The sequence below is a fragment of the Streptomyces sp. SID5464 genome (genome assembly GCF_009862985.1).
Lineage (GTDB): Bacteria > Actinomycetota > Actinomycetes > Streptomycetales > Streptomycetaceae > Streptomyces > Streptomyces chartreusis_D.
This window is the reverse complement of the sequence record NZ_WWIQ01000050.1, coordinates 136,601-154,171: the sequence shown is the minus strand read 5'-3', so window position 1 is coordinate 154,171 and position 17,571 is coordinate 136,601. Positions and strand designations below refer to the sequence as shown.

The 17,571-nt window shown below is 70.5% G+C and carries 17 protein-coding genes; 15 read left to right on the top strand and 2 right to left on the bottom strand.

What is annotated here, in order from left to right; all coding sequences use genetic code 11:
* Positions 1-41: 41 nt before the first annotated feature.
* From pgsA to relA, 15 genes are all read left to right on the top strand, one after another.
* Positions 42-812 carry a phosphatidylinositol phosphate synthase gene (gene pgsA / locus GTY47_RS24755; protein ID WP_040904145.1) on the top strand — a complete coding sequence of 257 codons (771 nt, stop codon included), beginning with the start codon at positions 42-44 and terminating at the stop codon, positions 810-812.
* Positions 809-1,717: a phosphatidylinositol mannoside acyltransferase gene (locus GTY47_RS24750; protein WP_010046516.1), complete on the top strand. Its 909-nt coding sequence runs from the start codon at positions 809-811 to the stop codon at positions 1,715-1,717. The genes pgsA and GTY47_RS24750 overlap by 4 nt, the downstream gene beginning before the upstream one ends.
* On the top strand, positions 1,714-2,877 hold the full coding sequence (locus GTY47_RS24745) for a glycosyltransferase family 4 protein (RefSeq protein ID WP_010046514.1): 1,164 nt from the start codon (positions 1,714-1,716) through the stop codon (positions 2,875-2,877). The genes GTY47_RS24750 and GTY47_RS24745 overlap by 4 nt, the downstream gene beginning before the upstream one ends.
* 54 nt (positions 2,878-2,931) lie before the next feature.
* Positions 2,932-3,474, top strand: a complete 543-nt coding sequence (locus GTY47_RS24740) for a membrane protein (protein ID WP_010046512.1) — start codon at positions 2,932-2,934, stop codon at positions 3,472-3,474.
* 136 nt (positions 3,475-3,610) lie between these two features.
* Entirely contained in the window at positions 3,611-4,522 is a 912-nt protein-coding gene (gene pdxS / locus GTY47_RS24735) for a pyridoxal 5'-phosphate synthase lyase subunit PdxS (protein WP_010046510.1), read from the top strand.
* A gap of 5 nt (positions 4,523-4,527) precedes the next feature.
* Entirely contained in the window at positions 4,528-5,133 is a 606-nt protein-coding gene (gene pdxT / locus GTY47_RS24730) for a pyridoxal 5'-phosphate synthase glutaminase subunit PdxT (protein WP_010046508.1), read from the top strand.
* Positions 5,134-5,181: 48 nt separating this feature from the next.
* The gene (locus tag GTY47_RS24725; protein WP_010046505.1) at positions 5,182-5,934 is read left to right on the top strand and encodes a YebC/PmpR family DNA-binding transcriptional regulator; all 753 of its coding nucleotides are present in this window, start codon (positions 5,182-5,184) and stop codon (positions 5,932-5,934) included.
* 115 nt (positions 5,935-6,049) lie between these two features.
* On the top strand, positions 6,050-6,580 hold the full coding sequence (gene ruvC, locus GTY47_RS24720) for a crossover junction endodeoxyribonuclease RuvC (protein WP_029181633.1): 531 nt from the start codon (positions 6,050-6,052) through the stop codon (positions 6,578-6,580).
* Positions 6,577-7,182, top strand: a complete 606-nt coding sequence (gene ruvA, locus GTY47_RS24715) for a Holliday junction branch migration protein RuvA (RefSeq protein ID WP_010046499.1) — start codon at positions 6,577-6,579, stop codon at positions 7,180-7,182. Before ruvC ends, ruvA begins: the two co-directional genes overlap by 4 nt.
* A 28-nt stretch (positions 7,183-7,210) precedes the next feature.
* Complete coding sequence (ruvB, locus tag GTY47_RS24710) at positions 7,211-8,281, top strand: Holliday junction branch migration DNA helicase RuvB (RefSeq protein ID WP_010046498.1); 1,071 nt, start codon at positions 7,211-7,213, stop codon at positions 8,279-8,281.
* A 185-nt stretch (positions 8,282-8,466) separates the two neighbouring features.
* Positions 8,467-8,964, top strand: a complete 498-nt coding sequence (yajC, locus tag GTY47_RS24705; protein ID WP_010046497.1) for a preprotein translocase subunit YajC — start codon at positions 8,467-8,469, stop codon at positions 8,962-8,964.
* A gap of 132 nt (positions 8,965-9,096) precedes the next feature.
* Complete coding sequence (secD, locus tag GTY47_RS24700) at positions 9,097-10,863, top strand: protein translocase subunit SecD (protein WP_010046495.1); 1,767 nt, start codon at positions 9,097-9,099, stop codon at positions 10,861-10,863.
* Between the two features lies 1 nt (position 10,864).
* Positions 10,865-11,980 (top strand): protein translocase subunit SecF, encoded by a 1,116-nt coding sequence (secF, locus tag GTY47_RS24695; RefSeq protein ID WP_010046493.1) that lies wholly within the window; start codon positions 10,865-10,867, stop codon positions 11,978-11,980.
* Entirely contained in the window at positions 11,977-12,516 is a 540-nt protein-coding gene (locus GTY47_RS24690; protein ID WP_010046491.1) for an adenine phosphoribosyltransferase, read from the top strand. The genes secF and GTY47_RS24690 overlap by 4 nt, the downstream gene beginning before the upstream one ends.
* A gap of 204 nt (positions 12,517-12,720) precedes the next feature.
* Positions 12,721-15,234, top strand: a complete 2,514-nt coding sequence (gene relA / locus GTY47_RS24680; protein ID WP_010046489.1) for a GTP pyrophosphokinase — start codon at positions 12,721-12,723, stop codon at positions 15,232-15,234.
* A gap of 68 nt (positions 15,235-15,302) precedes the next feature.
* On the opposite strand, the gene GTY47_RS24675 is transcribed toward relA, so the two are convergent.
* Complete coding sequence (locus GTY47_RS24675; RefSeq protein ID WP_010046486.1) at positions 15,303-16,532, bottom strand: DUF349 domain-containing protein; 1,230 nt, start codon at positions 16,530-16,532, stop codon at positions 15,303-15,305.
* Positions 16,533-16,668: 136 nt separating this feature from the next.
* Positions 16,669-17,514 carry a peptidylprolyl isomerase gene (locus GTY47_RS24670; protein ID WP_029181632.1) on the bottom strand — a complete coding sequence of 282 codons (846 nt, stop codon included), beginning with the start codon at positions 17,512-17,514 and terminating at the stop codon, positions 16,669-16,671.
* Positions 17,515-17,571: the final 57 nt, after the last annotated feature.

Here is a 17,571-nt window from a genome sequence, read left to right as displayed (position 1 = left end):
CCTCGGGTCCCGCCCGTCGCCCGCACGCGCGCGTGGCTACGATGGGCCAGCCGGTGGCCAGCAGGGGCCAGACGGCGACACCGACCCTCGGGAAGGCCATGCTGAACAAGTACGCGCGTGCATTCTTCACGCGTGTTCTCACACCGTTCGCCGCGTTTCTGATCCGGCGGGGCGTCAGCCCCGACACCGTCACGCTCATCGGCACCGCCGGTGTGGTCGCGGGCGCGCTGGTCTTCTACCCCATGGGCGAGTTCTTCTGGGGCACGGTCGTGATCACGCTGTTCGTGTTCTCCGACCTGGTCGACGGCAACATGGCCCGCCAGCTCGGCCGCTCCAGCCGCTGGGGCGCCTTCCTGGACTCCACGCTCGACCGGGTCGCCGACGGCGCGATCTTCGGCGGCTTCATCCTCTGGTACGCCGGCGGGGGCGACGACCTCGTCCTGTGCGCCGTCTCGATCTTCTGCCTGGCCAGCGGCCAGGTGGTGTCGTACACCAAGGCCCGCGGCGAGTCGATCGGCCTGCCGGTCGCCGTCAACGGGCTGGTCGAGCGGGCCGAGCGGCTGGTGATCTCCCTGGTCGCGGCCGGCCTCGCGGGCCTGCACGCGTTCGGTGTCCCGGGCATCCAGTACCTGCTGCCGGTCGCCCTGTGGATCGTCGCCGTGGGCAGCCTCGTCACGCTCATCCAGCGGGTCGTCACGGTCCGTCGCGAGTCCGCGGAGGCCGAGGCCGCGGCGGCCGCGCAGGACGACGCAGCGCAGGACAATGAGGGCAAGCAGCAGAACGCCTCCCACGGGAGCGAGGCGGCCACGTGAGCGCACAGGACCGGCTGACGGACGCGCTGTACGGACTCGGCTGGAGCACCGTCAAGAAGCTCCCCGAGCCGGTCGCCGTACGGCTCGGGCAGAGCATCGCCGACCTCGCCTGGAAGCAGCGCGGCAAGGGCGTGCAGCGCCTGGAGAGCAACTACGCGCGCGTGGTGCCCGGTGCGAGCCCCGAGCGCCTCGCCGAGCTCTCGCGCGCGGGCATGCGGTCGTATCTGCGCTACTGGATGGAGTCCTTCCGCCTCCCCGCCTGGAGCGAGGAACGGATCACGAGCGGCTTCGACCCCAAGGGCCTGCACCACCTGACCGATGGCCTGGCCGCAGGCAAGGGCGTCGTACTCGCCCTGCCCCACCTGGCCAACTGGGACCTCGCCGGCGCCTGGGTCACCACGAAGCTGGGCATCCCGTTCACGACGGTCGCCGAGCGTCTGAAGCCGGAGACGCTGTACGACCGGTTCGTCGCCTACCGCGAGGGCCTCGGCATGGAGGTCCTGCCGCACAGCGGCGGCACCGCCTTCGGCACCCTGGCCCGGCGGCTGCGCGACGGCGGCCTGGTCTGCCTGGTCGCCGACCGCGACCTGTCCGCCTCCGGCGTCGAGGTCGGCTTCTTCGGCGACACGGCCCGGATGCCGGCCGGACCGGCCCTGCTCGCCCAGCAGACGGGCGCCCAGCTGCTTCCCGTCACCCTCTGGTACGACGACTCGCCCGTGATGCGCGGCCGTGTCCACCCGCCCGTCGAGGTGCCCGAATCAGGCACGCGCGCCGAGAAGACGTCTGTCATGACACAGGCGCTGGCCGACGCCTTCGCCACGGGGATCGCCGACCATCCGGAGGACTGGCACATGCTGCAGCGCTTGTGGCTCGCGGACCTCGACCCGGCGAAGGGGTCATCGTGAGGATCGGCATCGTCTGCCCGTACTCCTGGGACGTACCGGGCGGCGTCCAGTTCCACATCCGGGACCTGGCCGAGTACTTCATCCGTCTCGGCCACGAGGTGTCCGTCCTCGCCCCGGCCGACGACGACACGCCCCTGCCGCCGTACGTCGTCTCGGCCGGACGCGCGGTGCCGGTGCCGTACAACGGCTCGGTGGCCCGGCTCAACTTCGGCTTCCTGAGCGCCGCCCGGGTGCGCCGCTGGCTGCACGACGGCGCGTTCGACGTCATCCACATCCACGAGCCGACCTCGCCCTCGCTCGGCCTGCTGACCTGCTGGGCCGCCCAGGGACCGATCGTCGCCACGTTCCACACGTCCAACCCGCGCTCCCGGGCCATGATCGCCGCGTACGCCATCCTGCAGGCCGCCCTGGAGAAGATCAGCGCGCGGATCGCGGTGAGCGAGTACGCCCGCCGCACGCTGGTGGAGCACCTCGGCGGGGACGCCGTCGTGATCCCGAACGGCGTAGACGTCGACTTCTTCGCCAAGGCCGAGCCCAAGGCCGAGTGGCAGGGCGAGACGATCGGCTTCATAGGGCGTATCGACGAGCCCCGCAAGGGCCTGCCCGTGCTGATGAAGGCCCTGCCGAAGATCCTCGCCGCACGCCCGCGGACCCGGCTGCTGGTCGCCGGGCGCGGTGACGAGGAGGAGGCGGTGGAGACACTGCCCGCCGAGCTGCGCTCCCGCGTCGAGTTCCTCGGCATGGTCAGCGACGAGGACAAGGCCCGCTTCCTGCGCAGCGTCGACCTGTACGTCGCGCCCAACACCGGCGGCGAGAGCTTCGGGATCATCCTGGTCGAGGCCATGTCCGCCGGAGCCCCCGTCCTCGCCTCCGACCTGGACGCCTTCGCCCAGGTCCTGGACCGGGGAGAGGCCGGGGAGCTGTTCCCCAACGAGGACGCCGACGCCCTGGCGGACGCGGCCGTACGCCTGCTGGACGACCCGGGCCGCCGCGCGGAACTGCGCGAGCGGGGCAGCGCCCACGTACGGCGCTTCGACTGGTCGACCGTCGGCGCGGACATCCTGTCCGTCTACGAGACGGTGACGGCGGGCGCGGCGGCGGTGGCCGAGGACGAGCGGACGAGCGGGCTGTGGGGGCGGCTCGGGCTGGCCCGGGACTGACCGGGACCGACCGGGCACCCGGCCGTGTGCGCAGGCACCGGTAGCCTCTGGGCCGTGACCGCAACCCTCATCTGGATCCTCGTCGCCCTCGTGGTGATCGGCCTGTACCTGAGCTGGACGGCCGGGCGGCTGGACCGGCTGCACGCGCGCATCGACGCGGCGCGCGCCGCACTCGACGCACAGCTGCTGCGCCGCGCCTCCGTCGCCCAGGAACTGGCCACCTCCGGGGTGCTCGACCCGGCCGCCTCGATCGTCCTCTACGAGGCCGCGCACGCCGCCCGTCAGGCGGTGGAGGAGCAGCGGGAGGTCGCCGAGAGCGAACTGAGCCAGGCGTTGCGGGCCGTGTTCGGGGAGGTCCAGCAGGTGGAGGCGGTGCGGGAGGCGCCCGGAGGCGAGGAGGCCGCCGAGGAACTCGCGCAGGCGGTGCGGCGGGTCCCGATGGCCCGCCGCTTCCACAACGACGCCGTACGGGCCGCCCGTGCCCTGCGCCGGCACCGCAAGGTCCGCTGGTTCCGGCTGGCGGGCCACGCCCCGTTCCCCCTGGCCTTCGAAATGGACGACGAGCCTCCGGCGGCCCTGGCGGACCGGGCCGCCTGAGCCCCCGTTCACGCGCCGTTCCCCGGCCGTCCGCCGGAAAAGGATCCACAGCGTTCCCATTGGCCCTTGCTGTGGCCTGGTCCCCTCACGTTTCCTCAGTGCTGCAGAAATCCCCTTTCCGCTAGCGAGGTCACCCGTGTCCACCACGTCCCCCAACTCCCAGGCCCCCGAGACCGGCACCGCCCGTGTGAAGCGCGGTATGGCCGAACAGCTCAAGGGCGGCGTCATCATGGACGTCGTCACGCCGGAGCAGGCGAAGATCGCCGAGGACGCGGGCGCCGTCGCCGTCATGGCCCTGGAGCGGGTCCCGGCCGACATCCGCAAGGACGGCGGCGTGGCCCGCATGTCCGACCCGGACATGATCGAGGGCATCATCGACGCCGTCTCGATCCCGGTCATGGCCAAGTCCCGCATCGGCCACTTCGTCGAGGCCCAGGTGCTGCAGTCCCTCGGCGTCGACTACATCGACGAGTCCGAGGTCCTCACCCCGGCCGACGAGGTCAACCACTCCGACAAGTGGGCCTTCACCACGCCGTTCGTCTGCGGCGCCACCAACCTGGGCGAGGCCCTGCGCCGCATCGCCGAGGGTGCCGCGATGATCCGCTCCAAGGGCGAGGCCGGCACCGGCAACGTCGTCGAGGCCGTCCGCCACCTGCGCCAGATCAAGAACGAGATCGCCAAGCTGCGCGGCTTCGACAACAACGAGCTGTACGCCGCCGCCAAGGAGCTGCGCGCCCCCTACGAGCTCGTCAAGGAGGTCTCAGAGCTCGGCAAGCTGCCGGTCGTGCTGTTCTCCGCGGGCGGCGTCGCCACCCCGGCCGACGCGGCCCTGATGCGCCAGCTCGGCGCCGAGGGCGTCTTCGTCGGCTCCGGCATCTTCAAGTCCGGCGACCCGGCCAAGCGCGCCGCCGCCATCGTGAAGGCCACCACCTTCTACGACGACCCGAAGATCATCGCCGACGCGTCCCGCAACCTCGGCGAGGCCATGGTCGGCATCAACTGCGACACCCTCCCCGAGGCCGAGCGCTACGCCAACCGCGGCTGGTAACCCCCATGAGCACTCCTGTCATAGGCGTCCTGGCCCTCCAGGGCGACGTACGGGAGCACCTCGTCGCCCTGGCCGCGGCCGACGCCGTGGCCAGGCCGGTGCGGCGCCCCGAAGAACTCGCCGAGGCGGACGGCCTCGTCATCCCCGGCGGCGAGTCCACCACCATCTCCAAGCTGGCCGTCCTGTTCGGCCTGATGGAGCCGCTCCGCGCACGGGTGCGGGCCGGCCTGCCCGTCTACGGCACCTGCGCCGGCATGATCATGCTCGCCGACAAGATCCTCGACCCGCGCTCGGGCCAGGAGACCGTCGGTGGCATCGACATGATCGTGCGCCGCAACGCCTTCGGCCGGCAGAACGAGTCCTTCGAGGCGGCCGTCGACGTCAAGGGCGTCGAGGGCGATCCGGTGGAGGGTGTCTTCATCCGCGCCCCCTGGGTCGAGTCCGTCGGCGCCCGGGCCGAGGTGCTCGCCGAGTACGACGGCCACATCGTCGCGGTGCGTCAGGGCAACGCCCTGGCCACCTCGTTCCACCCGGAACTGACCGGCGACCACCGTGTGCACGCCCTGTTCGTCGACATGGTGAGGGCGAACCGGACAGCCGAGTCCTTGTAGGATTCCTGCGTTCGTTGCTGAGATGGGTTACGCGAAGGAGACAGGCAGATGTCCGGCCACTCTAAATGGGCCACGACGAAGCACAAGAAGGCCGTCATCGATGCCAAGCGCGGCAAGCTCTTCGCGAAGCTGATCAAGAACATCGAGGTGGCGGCCCGGATGGGCGGCGCCGACCCCGAGGGCAACCCGACGCTCTACGACGCCATCCAGAAGGCGAAGAAGTCGTCGGTCCCCAACAAGAACATCGACTCGGCGGTCAAGCGCGGCGCGGGCCTGGAGGCCGGCGGCGCCGACTACGAGACGATCATGTACGAGGGTTACGGCCCGAACGGTGTCGCGGTGCTCATCGAGTGCCTCACCGACAACCGCAACCGCGCCGCCTCCGAGGTCCGTGTCGCCATGACCCGCAACGGCGGCTCCATGGCCGACCCGGGTTCGGTGTCGTACCTGTTCAACCGCAAGGGCGTCGTGATCGTCCCCAAGGGCGAGCTGACCGAGGACGACGTCCTGGCCGCCGTGCTCGACGCGGGTGCCGAGGAGGTCAACGACCTCGGCGAGACCTTCGAGGTCCTCAGCGAGGCCACGGACCTGGTCGCGGTCCGCACCGCCCTCCAGGACGCCGGCATCGACTACGACTCCGCCGACGCCAACTTCGTCCCGACCATGCAGGTCGAGCTGGACGAGGAGGGCGCCAAGAAGATCTTCAAGCTGATCGACGCGCTGGAGGACAGCGACGACGTGCAGAACGTCTTCGCCAACTTCGACGTCAGCGACGAGGTCATGGAGAAGGTCGGCGCGTAACGCCGCCGCGGGCTCCGCAGGACCCAACGGGCCGACGGGACACACCCCGTCGGCCCGTCGCGTTGTCGGTGGCACCCGATAGCCTGCGTGAACAGGCGATCGAGAGGGAGGGCGCGTGCGCGTTCTGGGGGTGGACCCGGGCCTGACCCGGTGCGGTGTCGGCGTGGTCGAGGGCGTCGCCGGGCGGCCGCTCACCATGGTCGGCGTCGGCGTCGTCCGCACGCCCGTGGACGCGGACCTCGGCCACCGCCTCGTCGCCATCGAGCAGGGCATCGAACAGTGGCTGGACGAGCACCGGCCCGAGTGCGTCGCCGTGGAGCGCGTCTTCAGCCAGCACAACGTCCGTACGGTGATGGGCACGGCCCAGGCCAGCGCCGTCGCCATGCTCTGTGCCGCCCGCCGCGGCATTCCCGTCGCCCTGCACACCCCCAGCGAGGTCAAGGCCGCCGTCACCGGCAGCGGCCGGGCCGACAAGGCCCAGGTGGGCGCCATGGTGACCCGCCTGCTCCGGCTCAGCGCACCGCCCAAGCCCGCCGACGCGGCCGACGCCCTCGCCCTCGCCATCTGCCACATCTGGCGCGCCCCCGCGCAGAACCGACTCCAGCAGGCCGTCGCCCTGCACACATCGAAAGGCCGTACGGCATGATCGCCTTCGTCAGCGGCACCGTCGCCGCGCTCGCCCCCGACGCCGCGGTCGTCGAGGTCGGCGGCGTCGGCATGGCCGTCCAGTGCACGCCGAACACGCTGTCCACGCTCCGCACGGGCCAGCCCGCCAAGCTGCACACCTCCCTCGTCGTACGGGAGGACTCACTGACCCTGTACGGCTTCGCCGACGACGACGAGCGGCAGACCTTCGAGCTGCTCCAGACGGCCAGCGGCGTGGGACCGCGGCTCGCCCAGTCGATGCTCGCCGTGCACACCCCGGACGCCCTGCGCCGGGCCGTCGCCACCGGCGACGAGAAGGCGCTCACCGCCGTCCCCGGCATCGGCAAGAAGGGCGCGCAGAAGCTGCTGTTGGAGCTGAAGGACCGGCTCGGCGAACCGGTCGGCACGCCCGCCGTCGGTACACCCGCCGGCGACGGCTGGCGCGACCAGCTGCACGCCGCCCTGATCGGCCTCGGCTACGCGACCCGGGAGGCCGACGAGGCCGTGGCCGCCGTCGCTCCGCAGGCCGAGGCGGCAGGGGGCACGCCGCAGGTGGGACAGCTGCTGAAGGCGGCCCTGCAGACCCTGAACCGCGCCCGATAGTACGCACCGAGATTCCGAGGCACACTCCATGAACTGGGACGACACGACCGACGCCGATGCCGCCGAGCGGCTGGTGGACTCCGTCGCCGACCGTGAGGACCAGGCCGTCGAGGCCGCCCTGCGCCCCAAGGACCTGGGCGAGTTCATCGGCCAGGAGAAGGTCCGCGAGCAGCTCGACCTCGTCCTGCGCGCCGCACGCGCGCGTGGTGCCACCGCGGACCACGTGCTGCTCTCCGGCGCCCCCGGCCTCGGCAAGACCACCCTGTCGATGATCATCGCGGCCGAGATGGGCGCCCCCATCCGCATCACCTCGGGCCCCGCCATCCAGCACGCCGGCGACCTCGCCGCGATCCTCTCCTCCCTCCAGGAGGGCGAGGTCCTCTTCCTCGACGAGATCCACCGCATGTCCCGGCCCGCCGAGGAGATGCTGTACATGGCGATGGAGGACTTCCGCGTCGACGTCATCGTCGGCAAGGGCCCCGGCGCCACCGCCATCCCGCTGGAGCTGCCCCCCTTCACCCTGGTCGGCGCCACCACGCGCGCGGGCCTGCTGCCGCCCCCGCTGCGCGACCGCTTCGGCTTCACCGCGCACATGGAGTTCTACGAACCGGCCGAACTGGAACGGGTCATCCACCGCTCCGCCGACCTCCTCGAGGTCGAGATCGAGCCGGACGGCGCCGCCGAGATCGCCGGGCGTTCCCGCGGCACGCCCCGCATCGCCAACCGTCTGCTGCGCCGCGTCCGGGACTACGCGCAGGTCAAGGCCGACGGCCTGATCACCAAGGACATCGCGGCCGCCGCCCTCGCCGTCTACGAGGTGGACGGCCGCGGCCTCGACCGCCTCGACCGGGGCGTGCTGGAAGCCCTGCTCAAGCTGTTCGGCGGCGGCCCCGTGGGCCTGTCCACGCTCGCGGTCGCGGTGGGGGAGGAGCGTGAGACCGTGGAGGAGGTCGCCGAGCCCTTCCTGGTGCGCGAGGGCCTGCTGGCCCGCACCCCGCGCGGCCGGGTCGCCACCCCCGCCGCATGGGCACATCTCGGCCTCACCCCGCCCCGTTCCCAGACCGCCGGAAACGGACAACAGGACCTGTTCGGGGCGTGACGGCGCCGTCACCGCTCCGGGACGGCGCGGCCAGTGGCCGGAGCAGGAACCCCGGTGCCATGCTGAGCGTTGTTCCATGCGCGCGGACTCGCTTAGACTCCGCCGATGCCGCCTTTGTCGGCGGCGTACACACCCCCAACCATCTGGCCGCTCACAGCGCGGTCGTGTGAAGGAAGTACCGACCCGTGAGTCTCCTGACCCTCCTCCCGTTCATCGTGCTCATCGGGGCCATGTTCCTGATGACCCGGTCGGCCAAGAAGAAGCAGCAGCAGGCCGTGGAGATGCGGAACCAAATGCAGCCCGGCAGCGGTGTCCGCACCATCGGGGGCATGTACGCCACGGTCAAGGAGGTGAACGAGGACACCGTCCTCGTCGACGCCGGTCCGGGCGTCGAGCTCCTCTTCGCCAAGAACGCCATCGGTGCCGTCCTCACCGACGACGAGTACAACCGCATCGTCCACGGCATCGAGCACGACCTGAAGTCCGACGCCGACCTCGTCCCGGACGACGCCTCCTCCCTCACCGAGACCGGCGACTCCGCCGCCGACGCCGACGCTGACGACAAGGCCGTCGACCTCGGCAAGAAGGACGCGGCCGACGAGCAGCCCGACGACGCCCCGGCCGGCGAGGCGAAGACGGACGAAGAGCCGAAGAAGACCGACGGCGACTCCGAGGCGAAGTAGTCGCGTCCCGGGGTGCGCGGGCCCGGCCCGCGCACCCCGGGACACGACCGGCTCGCACGGAATCCCGACACCATGTCATGGCCGCCCGTCCGCCGATCCGGAGCGCGGCGGCCCGAGAGGGAGTACGAGAAGGTGGCCACACCTAAAAAGGGCCGGAGCGCGAGCGCCCAGAGCAAGCCGGGGCGCTCGCTGGCCCTGATCCTGATCGCCATCGCGGCGCTCACCGGTGGGATGTTCGCCTCGGGACACACGACACCGCGTCTCGGCATCGACCTGGCCGGCGGTACGAGCATCACGCTCGAAGCGGTTCCCGAGGCCGGCAACGAGGCGGCGATCAACAAGACCAACATGGACACCGCCGTCTCCATCATGGAGCGCCGTGTCAATGGTCTGGGCGTCTCCGAGGCCGAGGTCCAGACGCAGGGCCGGGACAACATCATCGTCAACATCCCCAAGGGCACGAACTCCGAGCAGGCCCGCAAGCAGGTCGGCACCACCGCCAAGCTGTACTTCCGCCCGGTCATCGCCACCGAGGTCTCCGGCGGCCCCGGCGCGGCCAGCCCCTCGCCGAGCCCCACGGGAAGCCCCTCGGACAGGCCGTCCGGCAAGGCCACCGACAAGCCCGAGGCCACCGACAAGGGCTCCGCCTCCCCGTCCGCCTCTCCCACCACGCAGGGCCGCGCGGTCACGGACGCCCTGAAGGCCGACGCGACGCCGTCCGCGAGCGTCTCGGACAAGGCGAAGGCCAGCCCCTCCCCGTCCGCGTCCGGCGGCGGTGCCGCCGACGACGCGAGCAAGCTCCAGGAGCAGTACGCCAAGCTCGACTGCACCAACGCGCAGACCCGCTCCAAGGTGGGCGACGGCGTCAAGGCCTCCCAGCCCACCCTGGCCTGCGGCAAGAACTCGCAGGGGCAGTGGCAGAAGTACATCCTCGGCCCCGCCGAGGTCGACGGCACCGACGTCGACAAGGCCCAGGCCGTCCTGAACACCCAGAGCGGTGCGGGCTGGACGGTCACGATGGACTTCACCGACGCGGGCGGCAAGAAGTTCGCGGACATCACCGGCAAGCTGGCGAAGAACCAGTCGCCGCAGAACCAGTTCGCGATCGTCCTCGACGGCGACGTGGTCTCCGACCCGTACGTGCGGCAGGCGCTGACCGGCGGCAACGCGGAGATCTCCGGCAACTTCAACCAGCAGTCCGCCCAGGACCTCGCCAACATGCTGAGCTACGGTGCGCTGCCGCTGACCTTCAGGGAGGACAGCGTTTCGACCGTCACCGCCGCGCTCGGCGGTGACCAGCTGAAGGCCGGTCTGATCGCCGGTGCGATCGGCCTCGCGCTGGTCGTCATCTACCTGCTGCTCTACTACCGCGGCCTGGCGTTCATCGCGATCCTCTCGCTGCTGGTCTCCGCCGCCCTGACCTACACGATCATGGCGTTGCTCGGCCCGACCATCAATTTCGCGCTGAATCTGCCGGCCGTGTGCGGTGCCATCGTGGCGATCGGCATCACGGCGGACTCGTTCATCGTGTACTTCGAACGCGTCCGCGACGAGATCCGGGAGGGCCGCACGCTGCGCCCCGCCGTCGAGCGGGCCTGGCCGCGCGCCCGGCGCACCATCCTGGTCTCCGACTTCGTGTCGTTCCTCGCCGCCGCGGTGCTCTTCATCGTCACCGTCGGCAAGGTCCAGGGCTTCGCGTTCACGCTCGGCCTGACCACCCTGCTCGACGTGGTCGTCGTGTTCCTCTTCACCAAGCCGCTGCTGACGCTGATGGCCCGCCGCCCGTTCTTCGCGAACGGCCACAAGTGGTCCGGCCTCGACCCGAAGAGCCTGGGTGCGAAGCCCCCGCTGCGCCGCACCCGCCGCCCCGCCGCCCCCGTCGACACCAAGGAGGCCTGAGATGTCGAAACTCGGCACCCTCGGCGCCCGACTGCACCGTGGCGAGGTCGGCTACGACTTCGTCAAGAACCGCAAGATCTGGTACGGCCTCTCCATCCTGATCACCATCACGGCCATCGTCGGCCTGGCGGTCCGCGGCCTGAACATGGGCATCGAGTTCCAGGGCGGCGCCGTCTTCAACACCCCGAAGAACACCAGTGCCTCGGTGTCCCAGGCGGAGCGGTACGCGGAAGAGGCCTCCGGCCACGACGCGATCGTCCAGAAGCTCGGCGACGGCAGCCTGCGCATCCAGGTGGCCGGCATCGACACCGGTGCGGCCGACAAGATCAAGGACAAGCTCTCCGACGACCTCAAGATCGACGCGGAGCAGATCAACGCCGAACTGGTCGGCCCCAGCTGGGGTGACCAGATCGCCAGCAAGGCCTGGCAGGGCCTCGGCATCTTCCTGGTCCTCGTGGTGATCTACCTGGCGATCGCCTTCGAGTGGCGCATGGCGCTCGCCGCGTTCGTCGCCCTGATCCACGACATCACCATCACGGTCGGCATCTACGCCCTGGTCGGGTTCGAGGTCACACCGGGCACGGTGATCGGTCTGCTGACCATCCTCGGCTACTCGCTCTACGACACGGTCGTGGTCTTCGACAGCCTCAAGGAACAGACCAAGGACATCACCAAGCAGACCCGCTGGACCTACAGCGACGTCGCCAACCGCTCGATCAACAGCACCCTGGTCCGCTCCATCAACACCACGGTGGTCGCACTGCTGCCGGTGGCGGGCCTGCTGTTCATCGGTGGCGGTGTCCTCGGCGCCGGCATGCTGAACGACATCTCGCTGTCGCTGTTCGTCGGCCTCGCCGCCGGTGCGTACTCCTCGATCTTCATCGCCACGCCGCTCGTCGCCGACCTCAAGGAGCGCGAGCCGCAGCTGAAGGCCCTCAGGAAGCGCGTCCTCGCCAAGCGGGCCCAGTCCGGCGTCCAGGGCGAGACCGAGGCCCACGGCGCCGACGAGTCGTACGACGGCGAGCCCGAGGACGCCGCGCCCGCGGTCGTCGGCCCCCGCAACCAGCCCGCGTCCCGCAGCCGGGGCCGTGGCCGTCCCTCGGGGAAGCGCCGATGACCGACATCAGGGAGCTGCTGCTCAGCCGCATCAGGGACGTGGCGGACTACCCGGAGCCGGGCGTGATGTTCAAGGACATCACCCCGCTCCTGGCGGACCCGGCGGCGTTCACCGCGCTCACCGACGCCCTCGCCGAGATCGCCGAGCGCACCGGTGCCACCAAGGTCGTCGGCCTGGAGGCCCGGGGCTTCATCCTCGGCGCCCCGGTCGCCGTCCGCGCCGGCATCGGCTTCATCCCCGTACGCAAGGCGGGCAAGCTCCCCGGAGCCACCCTCGGCCAGGCCTACGACCTGGAGTACGGCTCGGCGGAGATCGAGGTGCACGCCGAGGACCTGAGCGCCGACGACCGTGTCCTGGTCGTCGACGACGTCCTCGCCACCGGCGGCACCGCCGAGGCCTCGGTCCAGCTCATCCGCCGGGCCGGCGCCGAGGTCGCGGGCCTCGCCGTCCTCATGGAGCTCGGCTTCCTGAGCGGCCGCGCCCGCCTGGAACCGGCGCTGAACGGTGCCCCGCTGGAGGCGCTGCTCACGGTCTAGGAAGCCCACGGCAGCCCGGTGACACCGCCACGCCACCGGCACGACACCGCGGAGGCGGGCCCGGAGGAATCCGGCGCCCGCCTCTCGCGTTTCTCGGGTAGACGGTCCTCACATTGGCCTGAAGGCGATCCTGGGGCCCAGGATCGCTACCATGGGGTCTCCGGAGCCTGACCGGGGGACCCGGATCGCGCACGAGGAGCCCTCTTGCCAGACGAGGCCCAGCACCTGACCGCCGCCAAGCCCGAGTCCGCCTCGGCAGCCGCGGCCAAGCCCGCGCCGAACGCGCCCCACGCGAAGAACGACACCCGCGGGCCGGTCGAGCACGCCCAGTCGGCGCCGGTCGACAAGCCCGCCGAGCAGGCGCGCCCCAAGCCCGCCCCGCCCGTGCGCCAGGCCGCCGGCCAGCCCGCCCGGACCGGCTCCTCCAACCGCGTCCGCGCCCGCCTGGCCCGTCTAGGCGTCCAGCGCGCGAACCCGTACAACCCGGTGCTGGAGCCGTTGCTGCGGATAGTCCGCAGCAACGACCCGAAGATCGAGACGTCCACGCTCCGCCAGATCGAGCGCGCCTACCAGGTCGCCGAGCGCTGGCACCGCGGCCAGAAGCGCAAGAGCGGCGACCCGTACATCACGCACCCCCTCGCGGTGACGACCATCCTCGCCGAGCTGGGCATGGATCCGGCCACCCTCATGGCCGGCCTGCTGCATGACACGGTCGAGGACACCGAGTACGGCCTGGACGACCTGCGCCGCGACTTCGGCGACGTCGTCACCCTGCTCGTCGACGGTGTCACCAAGCTGGACAAGGTCAAGTTCGGCGAGGCCGCGCAGGCCGAGACCGTGCGCAAGATGGTCGTCGCCATGGCCAAGGACCCGCGCGTCCTGGTCATCAAGCTCGCCGACCGCCTGCACAACATGCGCACCATGCGCTACCTCAAGCGCGAGAAGCAGGAGAAGAAGGCGCGCGAGACCCTGGAGATCTACGCGCCGCTCGCCCACCGCCTGGGCATGAACACCATCAAGTGGGAGCTGGAGGACCTCGCGTTCGCGATCCTCTACCCCAAGATGTACGACGAGATAGTACGTCTGGTCGCCGAGCGCGCTCCGAAGCGCGACGAGTACCTCGCCATCGTCACCGACGAGGTCCAGCAGGACCTGCGGGCGGCCCGCATCAAGGCGACCGTCACCGGCCGCCCGAAGCACTACTACAGCGTCTACCAGAAGATGATCGTCCGCGGCCGTGACTTCGCGGAGATCTACGACCTGGTGGGCATCCGCGTCCTCGTGGACACCGTCCGTGACTGCTACGCGGCCCTCGGCACGGTGCACGCGCGGTGGAACCCGGTCCCCGGCCGGTTCAAGGACTACATCGCGATGCCCAAGTTCAACATGTACCAGTCGCTGCACACGACGGTCATCGGCCCCGGCGGCAAACCGGTCGAGCTCCAGATCCGCACGTTCGACATGCACCGCCGCGCCGAGTACGGCATCGCCGCGCACTGGAAGTACAAGCAGGAAGCCGTCGCCGGCGCCTCCAAGGTGCGCACGGACGCGCCCAAGTCCTCCGGCAAGGACAAGGACGCCATCAACGACATGGCGTGGCTGCGGCAGCTGCTCGACTGGCAGAAGGAGACCGAGGACCCCGGCGAGTTCCTGGAGTCGCTGCGCTTCGACCTCTCCCGCAACGAGGTCTTCGTCTTCACTCCCAAGGGCGACGTCATAGCGCTCCCGGCGGGTGCCACACCGGTGGACTTCGCCTACGCGGTCCACACCGAGGTCGGCCACCGCACCATAGGAGCCCGGGTCAACGGCCGGCTGGTCCCGCTGGAGTCCACCCTCGACAACGGCGACCTGGTCGAGGTCTTCACCTCCAAGGCGTCCGGCGCCGGCCCGTCGCGCGACTGGCTCGGCTTCGTCAAGTCACCGCGCGCCCGCAACAAGATCCGGGCCTGGTTCTCCAAGGAGCGCCGTGACGAGGCGATCGAGCAGGGCAAGGACGCCATCGTCCGCGCCATGCGCAAGCAGAACCTGCCGATCCAGCGCATCCTGACCGGCGACTCCCTGGTGACCCTCGCGCACGAGATGCGCTACGCGGACATCTCCGCGCTGTACGCGGCGATCGGCGAGGGCCATGTCTCCGCGCAGAACATCGTGCAGAAACTCGTCCAGGCCCTCGGCGGCGAGGAGGCCGCCACCGAGGAGATCGACGAGTCGGTCCCGCCGGCCCGCGGACGCAGCCGCAAGCGCCGCTCCAGCGCCGACCCGGGCGTCGTGGTGAAGGGCGTCGAGGACGTGTGGGTCAAACTGGCCCGCTGCTGTACGCCCGTCCCCGGCGACCCCATCATGGGCTTCGTCACGCGGGGCAGCGGCGTATCGGTTCACCGCACCGACTGCGTCAACGTCGACTCGCTGTCCCGTGAGCCCGAGCGGATTCTCGAGGTCGAGTGGGCGCCCACCCAGTCCTCGGTCTTCCTGGTCGCCATCCAGGTCGAGGCCCTGGACCGTTCCCGGCTCCTCTCGGACGTCACTCGCGTCCTGTCCGACCAGCACGTCAACATCCTCTCCGCGGCCGTCCAGACCTCCCGCGACCGTGTCGCCACCTCCCGCTTCACCTTCGAGATGGGCGACCCGAAGCACCTCGGCCATGTGCTGAAGGCGGTCCGGGGCGTGGAGGGCGTCTACGACGTGTACCGGGTGACGTCGGCGCGCAGCAGGTCGTAACGCTGCGCAGCGACCACACGAAAGGGGGCCCCGTACGGCATGTACGGGGCCCCCTTTCGACCGGCTGATCAGCCTCCGAACTCCTGGAGACCCTTCAGCGCCTGGTCCAGCAGCGCCTGCCGGCCCTCGAGCTCACGCTCGAGCTTGTCGGCCTTGGCGTTGTTGCCCTGCGCCCGGGCCTGCTCGATCTGGCCCCTCAGCTTGTCCACGGCGGCCTGGAGCTGGCCGGTCAGACCCTCGGCACGCGCGCGTGCCTCCGGGTTCGTCCGGCGCCACTCGGTCTCCTCCGCCTCCTGGAGGGCCCGCTCGACGGCGTGCATACGGCCCTCGACCTTGGGCCGGGCGTCGCGCGGCACATGACCGATGGCCTCCCACCGCTCGTTGATCGAACGGAACGCGGCCCGGGATGCCTTCAGGTCCGTGATCGGCAGGAGCTTCTCGGCTTCCTCGGCCAGCTCCTCCTTGAGCTTCAGGTTCTCCGCCTGCTCGGCGTCCCGCTCGGCGAAGACCGAGCTGCGCGCGGCGAAGAAGACGTCCTGGGCACCGCGGAAGCGGTTCCACAGGTCGTCCTCGTGCTCGCGCTGGGCCCGGCCGGCGGCCTTCCACTCGGCCATCAGCTCGCGGTACCGCGCTGCCGTCGCACCCCAGTCCGTCGAGTTCGACAGCGCCTCGGCCTCGGAGACCAGCCGCTCCTTGGTCCGCCGCGCCTCCTCGCGCTGGGCGTCCAGCTGCGCGAAGTGCTGCTTGCGCCGCTTGGAGAACGCCGACCGCGCGTGCGAGAAGCGGTGCCACAGCTCGTCGTCGGACTTGCGGTCCAGCCTCGGCAGACCCTTCCAGGTGTCCACCAGGGCCCGCAGCCGCTCACCGGCCGCCCGCCACTGGTCGGACTGCGCCAGCTCCTCCGCCTCGGCGACCAGAGCCTCCTTGGCCTTGCGCGCCTCGTCGGACTGCTTCGCCCGCTGCGCCTTGCGCTCCTCGCGGCGCGCCTCCACCAGCTCGGTGAGCTTGTCCAGCCGGACCCGCAGGGCGTCCAGGTCGCCCACCGCGTGGTGCGCGTCGACCTGCTCCCGGATGTGGTCGATGGCCGCCTGGGCGTCCTTCGCCGACAGGTCGGTGGTCTTCACTCGCTTCTCGAGGAGGCCGATCTCGACAACCAGGCCCTCGTACTTGCGCTCGAAATAGGCCAGCGCCTCATCGGGGGAGCCTGCCTGCCACGAACCGACGACCTGCTCGCCGTCGGCCGTACGCACGTACACGGTCCCCGTCTCGTCGACGCGGCCCCACGGGTCGCTGCTCACAGCGCCTCCTCCACATGATGCCTGCGAGGGGCCTGAAGCTCCCCCGGGCATCGTCCACAGTTTCGTCACGGCCAACATAGGCGACCGGCGGGGGGCCTGTCCGCATCCCGCGCGACCGAAATTACGCAGTTGAGGGTCAGGATTTGGTGACCGTGGCCTTGTTGATCACGACCGTCGCGTTGGGCGCCGTGTTGCCCGTCTGAGGGTCGGGAGCCTGCGCTCCGGCGGCGGCGATTTTCTTGAGGACCTTCATGCCCGCCTCGGACACCGTCCCGAACGGTGTGTAGTCGGGCGGCAGCTGACTGTCCTGGTAGACGAGGAAGAACTGGCTGCCACCGCTGTTGCGGCCCTGCTTCGTCTGGGCGTTGTACTGGTTCGCCATCGCGACCGTGCCCGCCGGGTACACCCCGCCCTTGAGGCTCTTGTCCTTCAGGTTCTCGTCCGGGATCGTGTAGCCGGGGCCGCCCATGCCGGTGCCCTGCGGGTCGCCGCACTGCAGGACGTAGATGCCCTGATTGGTGAGCCGGTGGCACTTGCTGTGGTCGAAGTAGCCCTTGCCGGCGAGGAAGTTGAACGAGTTGACGGTGTGCGGCGCCGCCGACGCCTTCAGCGCGATGTCTATCTCGCCGCAGGTCGTGTCCAGCTTCATCGTGTACTTCGCCGACTCGTCGATCGACATCGCCGGTTCCTTCTTCCAGGTCTCCGACTTGACCTTGCCCGCGGCGGGCTTCTCGCACGGGTCCGGGGCCTTGCTGGGCGAGGCGCTCGGAGTGACCTCCGCGTTCGCGTTCTCCTTCTTGCCGTCGTCCTCGAACGGCTTGGTCAGGAAGACCGATACGGAGAGCACCACGACCACGCCGAGAACCGAGGCGATCACGGAGTTGCGGATACGGGCCCTGCGTCGCGCATCTGTGCGCCGTTGTTGCTGCCGCAAGTACTTCTCACGGGCGAGCTGACGCCGCCGCTGTTCCTGGCTGACCACCGGGTTCTCTCCTCATGCGTCTGATACGTCGACCGGTACGCGTGGGGCCTGTGCGCC

Coding starts and splice junctions, on each gene's coding strand:
- secF (WP_010046493.1), top strand. CDS start 10,865: ATGTCGAAACTCGGCACCCTCGGCGCCCGACTGCACCGTGGCGAGGTC.
- ruvB (WP_010046498.1), top strand. CDS start 7,211: ATGAACTGGGACGACACGACCGACGCCGATGCCGCCGAGCGGCTGGTG.
- ruvA (WP_010046499.1), top strand. CDS start 6,577: ATGATCGCCTTCGTCAGCGGCACCGTCGCCGCGCTCGCCCCCGACGCC.
- GTY47_RS24690 (WP_010046491.1), top strand. CDS start 11,977: ATGACCGACATCAGGGAGCTGCTGCTCAGCCGCATCAGGGACGTGGCG.
- GTY47_RS24725 (WP_010046505.1), top strand. CDS start 5,182: ATGTCCGGCCACTCTAAATGGGCCACGACGAAGCACAAGAAGGCCGTC.
- pgsA (WP_040904145.1), top strand. CDS start 42: ATGGGCCAGCCGGTGGCCAGCAGGGGCCAGACGGCGACACCGACCCTC.
- pdxT (WP_010046508.1), top strand. CDS start 4,528: ATGAGCACTCCTGTCATAGGCGTCCTGGCCCTCCAGGGCGACGTACGG.